The sequence below is a fragment of the Variovorax sp. WDL1 genome, from assembly GCF_001541225.1.
Classification (GTDB): domain Bacteria; phylum Pseudomonadota; class Gammaproteobacteria; order Burkholderiales; family Burkholderiaceae_C; genus Variovorax.
This window is the reverse complement of sequence record NZ_LMTS01000101.1, coordinates 7,989-20,022: the sequence shown is the minus strand read 5'-3', so window position 1 is coordinate 20,022 and position 12,034 is coordinate 7,989. Positions and strand designations below refer to the sequence as shown.

Here is a 12,034-nt window from a genome sequence, read left to right as displayed (position 1 = left end):
TGTCGGCCAGCGGCAGGCCCGCGTCGAGCAGCCGGTCGCTCGGCGTCCGGTTCAGTTCCAGCAGCCTGTTGCGATATTGCTCGGTCAGCCCAGACGGGGCGCTGACCACGCAGACGATCCGATGGCGCGGTCCGCCTTCCTCGAGGCGGCGCCGCAGCCACTGGCACACCGGGCCGAAGTGTTCCCGTGTCTCGAACGAGGAGCCGCCGAAGCTCATCACGCTCGTCCTGTCGCCGGTGCTTGGCCGGGCCCGCAGTTCATTCGGCGTGGGCCATGCTCCCCGCGCATGCATGTTCGTGGCTTGCTTGTGCATTGGCAGGCTCCTGTGTGAATCTGGCCTTGGCAGCGCTGGCTGGGCTCGTGGTGGGCTCCGTGGCAGCTCGGGCGAATTAAGCCGGCAGGCATCGCCGCCCACAACTACCAACATTGGTAGCTAGGGTGGACCCTGATACGGCAAGAAGGGATCGGTCAGGGGCGTCGCTCAGGCGGCCGATGAAGGCGCAAACGCCTTCGGTGCCGAGGGCACGGTGGTGCTGCCGATGCGCCGCCGCCCGGGCGCAGCCCGGAGGCGTGCCTGCGAGCGAGCTTCTGATCGAGGCTCGCGCGGGTTGCGCGTGTCTTCAGCGCGGCGCGTCGCCCTTGCGGTACTCGGCGGTCAGCTCGTCGAGCCGCTGCTTGAGTGCGGGGTCGAGCGTGTAGGCGGCCGCCGCGATCGTCGCATCCAGCTGCTCAGGCCGGCTGGCGCCCAGCAGTGGCGCGGTGACCAGCGGGTTGGCCATCACCCACGCCACCGCCAGCGTCGCGAGCGGCACGCCCGCTTCCTCGGCCACGGCGTGCAGCTGCGCGACGGTCGAGAAACTGCGCTCGTTCCAGTAGCGGTCCTGGTACATCGAGCCGGCCGTGCCGAGCTTGAAGCGCGTGTTGTCTTCGGGCTGGGCACCCGGCTTGTACTTGCCCGTGAGCAGCCCGCCGGCGAGCGGGTTGTAGGGAATCACGCCCAGGCCTTCCTCGCCGGCAAGCGGCAGCAGCTCGCGCTCGATCTCGCGGAACAGCAGGCTGTAGCGTGGCTGCACGCACACGATGCGCGTGAGCTTGTGCAGTTCCGAAACGCCGATGGCGCGGGCGAGCCGGTACGCCAGGAAGTTCGAAACGCCGACATAGCGCGCGCGCCCCGAGCGGACGATGGTGTCGAGCGCTTCCAGACTCTCGTCGAGCGGCGTCGCGCGGTCGTCGCTGTGCAGCTGGTAGAGATCGACATGGTCGGTCTGCAGGCGCGCGAGCGAATTGTCGATGGCATCGAGCAGGTGCTTGCGCGACGCGCCCTCGTCCCAGGGGTTCGGGCCGACCTTGCCGACCGCCTTGGTCGCGATGACGAAGCGCCGGCGCGCGCCCGCGCCCTTCGATTGCAGCCAGCGCCCGATGATCTCCTCGGTGCGGCCGATGGTCTCGACCGTTCCGCCGAGCGGATAGACATCGGCGGTGTCGAGGAAATTGATGCCGGCCTCGGTGGCCTTGTCGAGGATGTGGAACGAGGTCGTCTCGTCGGTCTGCAGGCCGAAGGTCATGGTGCCGAGCGCGAGGCGCGAGACGGTCAGGCCGGTGCGGCCGAGGCGCGTGGTGGGGATGCTCATGATGGGTCCTGGGGGAGGGCGGGGAGGGGAGCGGGCCATCATAGTCAGACGTGCGGGATCGTGCAGGACGGGCGGTTGGCCGGACGCTGCTCATTCCGGTGCCTTGTATGCTCGGCGCGGTGAATTCATCGGTCCTTTCGTCGCTCGTGCCCGTGGTGCTGCTCATCGGCGCTGGTTTCCTGGCAGGGCGGCGGGGCTGGGTCACCGGCGGCGCGGTGCGCGACCTGTCCAACCTGATCTTCCTGCTGCTGGCACCGGCGCTGCTCTTCCGCACCATGAGCACGGTGCACGTGGAGGAGCTGAGGCTGGGGCCGGTGGCGGCCTACTTCCTCGCGGCCGGCCTGATCTTCGCGGCGACGCTCATGGTTCGCGGCTTCAACCGCACCGCGGCCGTCATCGCGCTGGCCAACACCTTCAGCAACACCGTGATGATCGGCATTCCGCTGGTCGGGCTGGCCTTCGGTCCCGAGGGCATGGTGGTGCTGCTGACGCTGATCTCGTTGCATTCGCTGGTGCTGCTGACCAGCGCGACCCTGGTGCTGGAGCTCGCGGTGGCGCGCGAGCGTGCGCGCCAGCCCGGCGGCGAGCGCGCGCCGATCCTGCGCACGCTGGGCCGTGCGTTCTACAACGCCATCGTCCATCCTGTGCCGCTGCCGATCATTGTCGGGCTGCTGTTCGCGCAGACCGGGCTGAGGCTGCCCGAGTCCGTCGACAAGCCCATCGCCTGGCTGGGCCAGGCCTTCGGGCCCATCGCGCTGGTGATGGTGGGCATCACGCTGGCGTCCACGCCCATCGGCCACCAATGGCGCGCGGCGCTGGCGCAGGCGTTGATCAAGAACCTCGCGCACCCGGCGCTCGTCGCGCTGCTGGGCTGGCTGCTGGGATTGCGCGGGTTGCCGCTGCAGGTGATGGTGGTGGCCGCGGCGCTGCCGATCGGCGCCAACGTGTTCCTCTTCTCGCAGCGCTACAAGACGGCAGAGGACCTGGTGACGGCGAGCGTCGCGGTGTCGACGGCGTCGGCGCTGGTCACGCTGTCGATCGTGATGGGGTTGGCGGGGGGGCTTTAGCGTGCCGCACGAACTGGGGATAGGACATCCGAACGTGGAGGAGGGCGCCCGGATCTGCTTCCTTCAGGGCGCCAATCGCTCGCGCACCCACGCGCCGTCTTCGCGCCGATAGCGCAGCCGGTCGTGCAGCCGGCTCTTGCGGCCCTGCCAGAACTCCCAGCGGTCGGGCGCGAGCCGGAAGCCGCCCCAGTGCGGCGGCCGTGGCGGTGAGAGCATGTGCCTCGCAGCCTGCAGCGCTGCGTTCTTCACCAGAACGTCCCGCCCGCTGATCACCTCGCTTTGCGGGCTGGCCCAGGCGCCGATGCGCGAGTCGAGCGGCCGGCTGGCGAAGTAGGCGTCGCTCTCGGCTTCGTCGACCTTGCCGACACGGCCCTCGATGCGTACCACGCGCTCCAGCTCGACCCAGTGGAACTGCAGCGCGGCCCACGGATTGCCGGCGAGCTCCTGGCCCTTGCGGCTGTCGTAGTTGGTGTACCAGACGATGCCGCGCGCGTCGCAGCCCTTGATCAGCACGATGCGGGTCGAGGGCCGCAGGTCGCTGCCGACGGTCGCCAGGGTCATGGCGTTGGGTTCGGGCAGCTTCGCATCGATGGCCTCGGCGAGCCAGCGCTCGAACTGCAGGAGCGGGTCCGGCGCGCTGCTCGCCTCATCGAGCTCGGCGCGCTCGTAGCTCTTGCGCAGCGCGGCCAGGGTGTCGTTGGGGGAACTCATGAGGCGGATTGTTGCGCATGGCCGGGCGTGGATACTGCGGGCATGGAATTGCGTGCTCCCACGGTGATCGTCCTCGCCTCCGGCCGCGGAGAGCGCTTTCTCGCCTCCGGAGGAACGGCGCACAAGCTGTCGGCCTTGCTGGGCGGGCGGCCCGTGCTGGAGCACACGCTGGCGGCAGTGCGCGAGAGCGGGCTGCCATGGCACCTGGAAGACGCGGGCCATCCCGGCATGGGGGATTCGATCGCGGCGGCCGTTCGCGCGACGGCGGACGCGGGCGGCTGGCTGATCCTCCCTGCGGACCTTCCGTTGGTGCAGCCCGCGACCTTGCGGCGCATCGCGGCGGCCCTGTCGCAATGGCAGGCTGTGCAGCCCGTGCATGCGGGTGCGCGCGGTCATCCGGTAGGGTTCGCGGCTTCGAACGGTGCGGCGCTCATGGCGCTGGCGGGGCCGTTGGGCGCGGTGCCCGTATTGCGCGGCTTGCGCGCGATGAATGCCGTGGGGGAGGTGGAGGTGGACGATGCCGGTATCGTGACGGACATCGATACGCTCGACGACCTCGCGCGGGCGGAGGCGCTGCTGCTGTCGCGGCGCGCCTGAGCTTGCTCCTCTCCCTCCGCCCAGCCTCGACTCAGCGCCGCGTGATCAGCGCGCAGGCGATGCGCGGCCCCGAATTGCCGGCCGGCTGCGAGGTGAAGTCGTCGCGGTCGCGGTGCACGACGAGCGCGCGGCCGACCACGTTGTTCGCGGCACCGTCGGTGAGCGAGATCGAGTGCACGTCGACGCTGAAGCGCGCAGTGCCGCTGGCATCGGCCACGAGGCTGGGCAGCTCGCCGGCGTGGCTGCCGGGCGCGCCGAACTTGCCGTGCGTGCCCCCGGCAGGATTGAAGTGGCCGCCGGAAGCGTTGCCGTTGTCGCCGCAGTCGCCTTTTTCATGGATGTGGAAGCCGTGCTCCGTGCCCGGCGCGAAACCACGCACCTCGCCCGCCACGCGCACGCCGTGCTCGAGCGCGGTGAAGGTCACGTTGCCCGCGGTCGGGTTGGGCGAGATCGCCCCGGTCGGCCCCAGGCTGGCGACGGCGCTCGCCTTCCCTCCCAGGGTGCCGCAGCCCGCCAGCAGGCTGGCTGCTGCTGCGATGGCGAGGGCGGGGACGATGAGGCGAGGGGACATGGCTACTCCTTGGTTGAAGAATCGGATGAAGATGCCGCAGGGTATACCGGAGCTGCCGGCCCGCCGCAATCGGGTGGCGCCGACAGCGGGTGTGCTGCCGCATTGGCTTGTGCCAGTCTGACCAGGCGCGCCAGCGCCGCGTCGTGGATCGAATGGCGCCGCAGCTCCAGCAAGGTCTGCTGCGCGTAGTCCAGCGAGCTGCCGTAGCGGCCGGCCGCGTTGGCGAAGATGTGGCGGTAGCGCTCGTCGTCCAGGGTGCCGGTGAAATTGGGGCTGCGCCGCGACAGCGTGAAGGCCAGCGCCCGCACCGAGCCGTGCGGGGTCGTGCAGTCGAGCCATCTCGGGTCGTAGACGCCCGTCGGCATCTCGCGCAGCCACAGCCGGCCCAGCGTTTCCAGGCCATCGGCCGCCGGCACGCGAAACACCATGCCGCGGCAGCTTCCGCCCGAGAGCAGGCCGAACACCAGGCCGGGGTTCTCGACCGTGCCGCGGTTGACGCGGCTCCACATCTTGAGCGCCCGGTGCCAGCCGTGCACCCGTGCGGGATGGCGCTCGATGAAGCCGAACTCCGGGCGCCAGATCAGCGAGCCGTAGCCGAACACCCAGAGGTCCTCGTGGCCGCCCCATTCGTCGATCACGCGATCGAGCATCGGCTTCGGGTCGCGCAGCGGCTTGGGCAGGGGGTCCAGCCCGGGCGGGCCGGGATTGCCTTCGGGCTGCAACGCAGCCGCGCCTAGAATTTCGCCGTCATGGTTCACCGCCCCATTATTTACCGACCCCTCAGCTACGGAGTTCGACCGATGTCAGCAGTCGCCGACGACGAGAGCCAGCAGAATTTCATTCTTGCGTTCGTGCTCGGGCTGATCGCCCTGGTGATCATGTTCGTGATCGGCATCGTGCTCTACAGCCACAACCACAAGATGCCACCACAGGCCACCGCCATGGCCGCCGCGCCGGCGACCACCGTGGCCGTGGTGACCGAGACCGTGTCGGTGGTCATCCCCGACGGCGCCAGCATCCGCATCGTGGGCGACACGGTGAACTTCTATTTCGCCACCGCCAGCGCGGACCTGGCCCCGCGCGCTGCCGAGGCGCTCGCCGTGGTGATCAAGGGCGTGGAGGGTGGCCGCAGGGCGGTGGTCTCGGGCTTCCACGACACCACCGGCGAGCCGGCCCTCAACGAGCAACTGGCGCAGAAGCGCGCCGAGACCGTGCGGGACGTCCTCACCGGCCTCGGCGTGCCGGCCGCGAAGATCGAGCTGCGCAAGCCGCCCGTGACCACCGGCTCGGGGAGCGATGCGCAGGCCCGACGGGTCGAGGTCCGCCTGGTCGACTAGCGCCGGCTGCCCGGGGGCTCACCACGGCAGCGGCATCGGATTGCGCTCGGGGTCGAACACGCCGACGGGCGCGGCCGGAAACACGCCGGTGATCTCCATCGGCTCGTTTCCCACGTTGAAGATCTGGTGCGGCACCTCCGGCGGCAGCAGCACGCTCGTCGCGGCGCCGAAGCGATGCACCCGGCCGGCCAGGTGCACCTCGCCATGTCCCGCGTGGCACAGGACCACCTCCTCGGTGTCATGGCAATGGGGCGGTGTGGCGGCGCCGGGCGCCAGCGTCTGCCGCCAGATCGACAGCTGGGCCAGCCCATGTTCGTGGCCGGCGAGCGTGCGGTGCGTGATGCCGGGCAGCTCGGCCAGTGGCAGCGCGGCATGCGATAGAACGACGGGGTCGGTGGGATTCATGGTCGGCTCCAGGGTCGAGTGAAGGTGAGGGCAGTGTCAGGGGGCATGCAGCCGTCGTGAAGAGCGTCGAATATCCTAAGATTGAGGACATTCCTTCCTCAATCGGAGGCGCCATGCAGGGCCTGCAGCAGTTCCTCGCCTTCACCGAGACGGTCAAGCACGGCAGCTTCGCCGCGGCGGCGCGCGAGGCGGGAACCGCACCCTCGACGCTGGCCAAGGCGGTGCTGAGGCTCGAGGCCTCGCTCGGCGTCAAGCTCTTCCATCGCACGACGCGCCAGGTGACCTTGACGCCCGACGGCGAACGTCTCTATCACCGCTGCCAGCGCGTGCTGGCCGAGATCGACGACCTTCATGCCGATGCCGCCGGCACCCGCGCCAGCGCCACGGGGCTCCTGCGGATCGACATGCCCATCGTCTTCGGCCGGCGCGTGGTGCTGCCGTTGCTCGCCCGGCTCCAGCAGCGGCATCCGGGGCTCGAACTGGACGTGCGGCTTCAGGACGGCTATGTGGACCTGGTCAGGGACGGCATCGACCTCGCCATCCGCGTCGGCGCGCTGCAGGACTCCTCGCTGGTGGCACGCCGCTTCGCGAGCCAGACTTTGCTGCTGGTCGCCAGCCCCGAGTACCTGGCGTCGCACGGGCAGCCGAGCTCGCTGCGCGCGCTGGCGCAACACAGCGCGATCGTCTTTCGCATGCCCACCAGCGGCCGCGACCGTCCCTGGCAATTCGTGCAGCGCGGCCATGCCGTCACCCTGCATCCGCAAAGCCGCATGCGCCTGAACGATGGCGAAGCGATGGTGCAGGCAGCACTGCTCGGCCAGGGCCTTGCGCAAGTGCCCGACTACATGGTCGAGGACGAGCTCGGCGACGGCCGCCTGGTCGAGCTGCTGCCCTCGCTGCGACCGGCCGTGATGCCGATCAGCGCGGTCTATCCGTCGCAGCGCCTGCTGCCGCCGCGGGTACGCGTCGTGCTGGAGGCCCTGACCGCCGCCCAGTGACTTGCGGGCTTGGTACGATGTATGGCCGCGCGAGCGCCGCGGCCGCGCGCAGCCAGACACTGCACAGTGAAGCACCATGACCACACACCCCATTCTCCGCGAGGTCACCGAACGCATCCGTGCGCGCAGCCGTGACTCGAGAAGTACCTACCTCCAGCGACTGACCGAGATCCGCCAGCGCGACCGCGGCTCCGACCGCATGGGCTGCGCCAACGTGGCGCATGCGGTGGCCGGCATCCCCGCTGCCGACAAGATCAAGGTGGTGGCCGAGCGTGCGCCCAACATCGGCATCGTCAGCGCCTACAACGACATGCTCTCGGCCCACGCGCCCTACCAGGGCTACCCCGACATCATCAAGCACGAGGCGCGCCGCCTCGGCGCCACCGCGCAGGTGGCGGGTGGCGTGCCCGCGATGTGCGACGGCGTCACGCAGGGCACGTCCGGCATGGAGCTGAGCCTGTTCAGCCGCGATGTGATCGCGATGGGCACGGCCGTGGCTTTGACGCACGACATGTTCGACGCGGCGCTGCTGCTCGGCGTGTGCGACAAGATCGTGCCGGGCCTGCTGATCGGCGCGCTCCATTTCGGGCACCTGCCCACCGTCTTCGTGCCCGCAGGCCCGATGCCATCGGGCCTGTCGAACAGCGCCAAGGCCAAGGTGCGCGAGCAGGCGGCGCAGGGGCTGGTCGGCCGCCAGGGCCTGCTCGATGCGGAGATGCAGGCCTACCATTCGCAGGGGACCTGCACCTTCTACGGCACTGCCAACAGCAACCAGATGCTGCTGGAGGCGATGGGCCTGCACGTGCCTGGCACCGCCTTCATCCAGCCCGGCGATGCGATGCGCGAGGCGCTCACGCGCGAGGCGGTGCGCACCGTGCTCGGGCGTGCGGCCGAAAAGCCCTACGCCGTGCCGCCCATCGGTGAAATGGTCGACGAGCGCGCCATCGTCAATGCCATGGCCGCGCTGCTCGCCACCGGCGGCTCGACCAACCACCTCATTCATTGGGTCGCGGTCGCGCGGGCGGCCGGCATCCTGATCGACTGGAACGACTTCTCCGAACTGTCGGAAGTGGTGCCGCTGCTCACGCGCGTCTATCCCAACGGCAGCGCCGACGTGAACGAATTCCAGGCCGCAGGCGGCCCGGGCTTCGTGATCGGCGAGCTGCTCGATGCAGGCCTGATGCATGCGGACGTGCTCACGGTGCGCGCGGCGGGCTTGCGCGAGTACGCCAACATCCCGAGCCTGGCCGGTGCGCCGTCCGAGGAGCACGTGCTGAAGTGGCATCCCGCAGCACCCTCGAAGAACGAGGCGGTGGCGCGCCCGGCTTCGGCGCCCTTCAGCGCCACCGGTGGCCTGAAGCTGCTGAGCGGCAACCTGGGCCGCAGCGTGATCAAGGTGTCCTCCGTGCCGGACGACCGGCATGTGATCGAGGCGCCGGCGCGCGTCTTCGATTCGCAAGGCGCGCTTCAGCAGGCCTTCAATGCCGGCGAACTGGAGCGCGACGTGGTCTGCGTGGTGCGCTGGCAGGGCCCGCAGGCCAACGGCATGCCCGAGCTGCACAAGCTCACGCCGCCGCTGTCTGTGCTGCAGGGCAAGGGCTTCCGCGTGGCACTGGTCACCGACGGCCGCATGAGCGGCGCCTCGGGCAAGGTGCCGGCAGCGATCCACGTCTCGCCGGAGGCTGCCGCGGGCGGCCCGCTCGCCAAGGTGCGCGACGGCGACCTGATCCGCCTCGATGCGGTGGCCGGCACGCTGGCCGTGCTGTTGCCGGCCGACGAATGGGCCGAGCGGGAAACCGCGACCATGCCCGACCTGCTGCGCACCGAGAACGGTCATGGCCTCGGCCGCGACCTGTTCGCCGGCATGCGCCGCAATGCCCTGACCGCCGAAGAAGGAGCCTGCACATGGCTGTAGAAACGAAGACCCTCACTGCCATCGAGGTGATGCGCGATGCCCCCGTGATCCCCGTGATCGTGCTGCACGACGTCAAGGACGCGGTGCCGCTGGCGCGCGCGCTGGTGGCCGGCGGCATCCGCATGCTCGAGGTGACGCTGCGCACGCGCGAGGCCCTCGAATGCATCGAGATCATCGCCAAGGAGGTGCCGGATGCGGTGCCCGGTGCCGGCACCATCCGCAGCGCGGCCGATGCCCAGGCTTCGGCGCTGGCCGGCGCCAGGTTCGGCGTGAGCCCGGGCTACACGCGCGCGGTCGGCAAGGCCTGCCACGACCTCGGACTGCCGCTGCTGCCCGGCGTGGCGACGGGCAGCGAGATCATGCTGGCCGAGGAGGACGGCTTCACCGAACTCAAGTTCTTCCCCGCCGTGCAGGCCGGAGGGATCGCCATGCTCAAGGCCTGGCAAGGCCCGTTCTCCGAGGTGAAGTTCTGCCCCACGGGCGGCGTCACCGCGGCCAATGCGCACGAGTTCCTGTCGCTCGCCAACGTGGCCTGCGTGGGTGGGTCGTGGATCGTGCCCACCGATGCCATCGCCGCGGGGGACTGGGCGCGCATCGAGGCGCTGGCCCGCGAGGCCAGCCAGTTGGCCCGATGAACGGCGACTTCGAGCCGGGCGATCTCAAGGTCATCGCCTTCGACGTGTTCGGCACGGTGGTCGACTGGTACAGCGGCATTGCCGCCGATGCCGAGCGCCTGCTGCCCGGCATCGACGGCGGCGCCTTTGCGCTGGCCTGGCGCGCCGGCTACCAGCCTGCGATGAAGAGCGTGATGGAGCGGCTGGCGGCGGGCGAGGGCGGCTTCACGCTGCTCGACGAGCTGCACATGGGCATCCTCGAAGGCGTGCTGCGCGACTTCAGCGTCGAGCAACTCGACGCAGCGCGCAAGCGCGAGCTCAACAAGGCCTGGCACCGGCTGCCGGCATGGCCCGACGCGGTCGAAGGGCTGGCGCGGCTCAAGCGCAAGTACATCATCTGCACGCTGTCGAACGGCAATATCGGGTTGCTGACCGAGATGGCGAAGAACGCCGGCCTGCCCTGGGACTGCGTGCTGTCTGCCGAAGTCTTCAAGGCCTACAAGCCCGATCCGCGCACCTACCTCGGCGTGGCTGCGGTGTTCGATGTGACGCCCAGCCAGGTCATGCTGGCCGCGGCGCACCATGACGACCTGGCCGCTGCGCGCGGCTGCGGCCTGCGCACCGGCTACATCGAGCGGCCGTCGGAGTTCGGGCCGGATCGGCCCAAGGACATTTCACCCCGCCCCGACAACACGCTGCATGCGCGCGACATCGGGGCGCTCGCGGATCTGCTGGGCTGCTGAAGAGGAGCGCTTCGCTCAGCGCAGCCCCGCGCCACCAGCCTCGTCGGTGCGCTGGATCAGTTCGATCTTGTACCCGTCCGGGTCCGTGACGAAGGCGATCACCGTGCTGCCGCCTTTCACCGGCCCCGGCTCGCGCGTGACGTTGCCGCCCGCGGCCCTGATCTTCTCGCAGGCCGCATAGGCATCGGGCACGCCCAGCGCGATGTGGCCGTAGGCCGTGCCCAGCTCGTACTTGTCGGTGCTCCAGTTGTAGGTCAGCTCGATCTCGGCCTGAGCCGGGTTGCCCTCGTAGCCGACGAAAGCCAGGCTGTACTTGTACTCCGGGTTCTCGGAGGTGCGCAGCAGCTGCATGCCGAGCACGCGGGTGTAGAAGTCGATGGAGCGCTGCAGGTCGCCGACGCGCAGCATGGTGTGGAGGAGTCGCATGTGGTGGGGTGTGGGGAGTTGTCGTGGCTCCGGATTGTCGTGGCACCCGCGGCTGGCGAGTGTCAGCAGATGCGCCTCGTGCTTTTCAAGGCCCTCATCGATCACAGCTTGGCTCGACGCGCCGCCTCAGGCAGTCCAGCGCGTGAGCCGCCCGTTGTGCATCAGCCCGATATGGTCGGCCATGGCCTGCGCTTCGGCTTCGTTGTGCGTGACCAGCACGGCGGTCTGTCCGGCGGCCCTGAGGATCTCGCGCACTTCGACGGTGAGCCGTTCTCGCGTGGCCGCATCGAGGTTGGAGAAGGGCTCGTCCAGCAGCAGCAGCGCGGGCGAGGGCGCGAGGGCGCGGGCCAGCGCGATGCGCTGCTGCTGGCCGCCGGAGAGCTCGTGCGGATAGCGTCCGCCCGACTCGGCCAGCCCGACCAGCGCGAGCATCTCGGCCACCCGTGCGCGCTGCTCCGCCTGCGGCCGCCGCCGCAGGCCGAAGCCCACGTTCTGCGCCGCCGTGAGGTGCGGGAACAGCGCGTACTCCTGGAACATCATCCCGACCCGGCGCTCCTCCGGCGGGAGGTGGACCTTGGCGGAGGACAGCAGCCGCTCGCCGAGGCGGATGCTGCCCCCGCGCACGGGTTCGAAGCCCGCGATGGCGCGCAGCACCGTCGTCTTTCCGCAGCCGGAGGGGCCGAGCAGGCAGCCGATGCGGCCGGCGTCGAGCGAGAGCGAGAAGCCGTCGACCACGGTGTGCAGGCCGCGTGCGCTTTCGTAGGCCAGGCGCACGTCCTCGAGTTGCAGGGCAGCGCTCACCGCGGAAGCTCCTCGACCCGCGCGCCGAGCCCGTTGCGCGCCAGCAGCACCACCGGCAGCAGCCCCGCAGCCACGATCGCGAGCGCGGCGATCGCGCCTTCTTCGTAGGTGCCGCGCGCGGCTTCGGCGTAAAGCCAGGTCGCCAGCGTGTCGAAGTTGGCGGGCCGCAGCAGCAGGGTGGCGGGCAGCTCCTTCATCGCATCGACGAAGACCAGCAG

Annotated in this window: 15 protein-coding genes and 1 pseudogene; 7 read left to right on the top strand and 9 right to left on the bottom strand. The window is 70.0% G+C overall.

The window, feature by feature from the left end; all coding sequences use genetic code 11:
• Together APY03_RS42470 and APY03_RS14795 are read right to left on the bottom strand one after the other, a co-directional pair.
• Positions 1-313: hypothetical protein (locus APY03_RS42470; protein ID WP_198161248.1), on the bottom strand; the 313-nt coding region annotated here is incomplete at its 3' end.
• Between the two features lie 307 nt (positions 314-620).
• On the bottom strand, positions 621-1,631 hold the full coding sequence (locus tag APY03_RS14795) for an aldo/keto reductase (protein ID WP_068677956.1): 1,011 nt from the start codon (positions 1,629-1,631) through the stop codon (positions 621-623).
• A 119-nt stretch (positions 1,632-1,750) separates the two neighbouring features.
• Between APY03_RS14795 and APY03_RS14790 the strand changes: the two genes are divergently transcribed.
• Complete coding sequence (locus APY03_RS14790) at positions 1,751-2,698, top strand: AEC family transporter (protein WP_068677990.1); 948 nt, start codon at positions 1,751-1,753, stop codon at positions 2,696-2,698.
• A gap of 63 nt (positions 2,699-2,761) precedes the next feature.
• On the opposite strand, the gene pdxH is transcribed toward APY03_RS14790, so the two are convergent.
• Positions 2,762-3,409 carry a pyridoxamine 5'-phosphate oxidase gene (gene pdxH, locus APY03_RS14785; RefSeq protein WP_068677955.1) on the bottom strand — a complete coding sequence of 216 codons (648 nt, stop codon included), beginning with the start codon at positions 3,407-3,409 and terminating at the stop codon, positions 2,762-2,764.
• 42 nt (positions 3,410-3,451) lie between these two features.
• Between pdxH and APY03_RS14780 the strand changes: the two genes are divergently transcribed.
• Entirely contained in the window at positions 3,452-4,006 is a 555-nt protein-coding gene (locus APY03_RS14780) for a nucleotidyltransferase family protein (protein WP_068677989.1), read from the top strand.
• A 31-nt stretch (positions 4,007-4,037) separates the two neighbouring features.
• Here APY03_RS14780 and APY03_RS14775 read toward each other — a convergent pair whose 3' ends face one another.
• Positions 4,038-4,577 carry a superoxide dismutase family protein gene (locus tag APY03_RS14775; protein ID WP_068677954.1) on the bottom strand — a complete coding sequence of 180 codons (540 nt, stop codon included), beginning with the start codon at positions 4,575-4,577 and terminating at the stop codon, positions 4,038-4,040.
• Positions 4,578-4,579: 2 nt separating this feature from the next.
• A complete protein-coding gene (locus APY03_RS14770) occupies positions 4,580-5,335 on the bottom strand; it encodes a gamma-glutamylcyclotransferase (RefSeq protein ID WP_232324276.1) in 756 nt (251 codons plus the stop codon).
• A gap of 42 nt (positions 5,336-5,377) precedes the next feature.
• Between APY03_RS14770 and APY03_RS14765 the strand changes: the two genes are divergently transcribed.
• Complete coding sequence (locus APY03_RS14765; protein WP_068677953.1) at positions 5,378-5,914, top strand: OmpA family protein; 537 nt, start codon at positions 5,378-5,380, stop codon at positions 5,912-5,914.
• Between the two features lie 18 nt (positions 5,915-5,932).
• Here the strand turns inward: APY03_RS14765 and APY03_RS14760 are convergent, their stop codons facing one another.
• Positions 5,933-6,319, bottom strand: coding sequence for a cupin domain-containing protein (locus APY03_RS14760; RefSeq protein WP_068677952.1), 387 nt, complete (start codon positions 6,317-6,319; stop codon positions 5,933-5,935).
• Positions 6,320-6,432: 113 nt separating this feature from the next.
• On the opposite strand from APY03_RS14760, the gene APY03_RS14755 reads away from it, so the two are divergent.
• From APY03_RS14755 to APY03_RS14740, 4 genes are all read left to right on the top strand, one after another.
• Entirely contained in the window at positions 6,433-7,317 is an 885-nt protein-coding gene (locus tag APY03_RS14755; protein ID WP_068677951.1) for a LysR family transcriptional regulator, read from the top strand.
• A 76-nt stretch (positions 7,318-7,393) separates the two neighbouring features.
• A complete protein-coding gene (gene edd, locus APY03_RS14750) occupies positions 7,394-9,232 on the top strand; it encodes a phosphogluconate dehydratase (protein WP_068677950.1) in 1,839 nt (612 codons plus the stop codon).
• Complete coding sequence (gene eda / locus APY03_RS14745; protein WP_068677949.1) at positions 9,223-9,867, top strand: bifunctional 4-hydroxy-2-oxoglutarate aldolase/2-dehydro-3-deoxy-phosphogluconate aldolase; 645 nt, start codon at positions 9,223-9,225, stop codon at positions 9,865-9,867. The genes edd and eda overlap by 10 nt, the downstream gene beginning before the upstream one ends.
• Positions 9,864-10,589: a haloacid dehalogenase type II gene (locus tag APY03_RS14740; protein WP_068677948.1), complete on the top strand. Its 726-nt coding sequence runs from the start codon at positions 9,864-9,866 to the stop codon at positions 10,587-10,589. The genes eda and APY03_RS14740 overlap by 4 nt, the downstream gene beginning before the upstream one ends.
• 15 nt (positions 10,590-10,604) lie before the next feature.
• On the opposite strand, the gene gloA is transcribed toward APY03_RS14740, so the two are convergent.
• The 3 genes and pseudogenes from gloA to APY03_RS43800 form a co-directional block, all read right to left on the bottom strand.
• Positions 10,605-11,015 (bottom strand): lactoylglutathione lyase, encoded by a 411-nt coding sequence (gloA, locus tag APY03_RS14735; protein ID WP_068677947.1) that lies wholly within the window; start codon positions 11,013-11,015, stop codon positions 10,605-10,607.
• Positions 11,016-11,141: 126 nt separating this feature from the next.
• Complete coding sequence (locus tag APY03_RS14730) at positions 11,142-11,816, bottom strand: ABC transporter ATP-binding protein (protein ID WP_068677946.1); 675 nt, start codon at positions 11,814-11,816, stop codon at positions 11,142-11,144.
• A pseudogene (locus APY03_RS43800) lies at positions 11,813-12,034 on the bottom strand (iron ABC transporter permease); the annotation flags it as partial. The gene APY03_RS14730 and the pseudogene APY03_RS43800, both read right to left, overlap by 4 nt.

What these genes read in the sequence shown, in the direction of transcription:
- APY03_RS14795 (WP_068677956.1), bottom strand. Translation starts at nt 1,631, where the DNA reads ATGAGCATCCCCACCACGCGCCTCGGCCGCACCGGCCTGACCGTCTCG.
- edd (WP_068677950.1), top strand. Translation starts at nt 7,394, where the DNA reads ATGACCACACACCCCATTCTCCGCGAGGTCACCGAACGCATCCGTGCG.
- gloA (WP_068677947.1), bottom strand. Translation starts at nt 11,015, where the DNA reads ATGCGACTCCTCCACACCATGCTGCGCGTCGGCGACCTGCAGCGCTCC.
- APY03_RS14780 (WP_068677989.1), top strand. Translation starts at nt 3,452, where the DNA reads ATGGAATTGCGTGCTCCCACGGTGATCGTCCTCGCCTCCGGCCGCGGA.
- APY03_RS14760 (WP_068677952.1), bottom strand. Translation starts at nt 6,319, where the DNA reads ATGAATCCCACCGACCCCGTCGTTCTATCGCATGCCGCGCTGCCACTG.
- APY03_RS14765 (WP_068677953.1), top strand. Translation starts at nt 5,378, where the DNA reads ATGTCAGCAGTCGCCGACGACGAGAGCCAGCAGAATTTCATTCTTGCG.
- eda (WP_068677949.1), top strand. Translation starts at nt 9,223, where the DNA reads ATGGCTGTAGAAACGAAGACCCTCACTGCCATCGAGGTGATGCGCGAT.
- pdxH (WP_068677955.1), bottom strand. Translation starts at nt 3,409, where the DNA reads ATGAGTTCCCCCAACGACACCCTGGCCGCGCTGCGCAAGAGCTACGAG.
- APY03_RS14740 (WP_068677948.1), top strand. Translation starts at nt 9,864, where the DNA reads ATGAACGGCGACTTCGAGCCGGGCGATCTCAAGGTCATCGCCTTCGAC.
- APY03_RS14755 (WP_068677951.1), top strand. Translation starts at nt 6,433, where the DNA reads ATGCAGGGCCTGCAGCAGTTCCTCGCCTTCACCGAGACGGTCAAGCAC.
- APY03_RS14775 (WP_068677954.1), bottom strand. Translation starts at nt 4,577, where the DNA reads ATGTCCCCTCGCCTCATCGTCCCCGCCCTCGCCATCGCAGCAGCAGCC.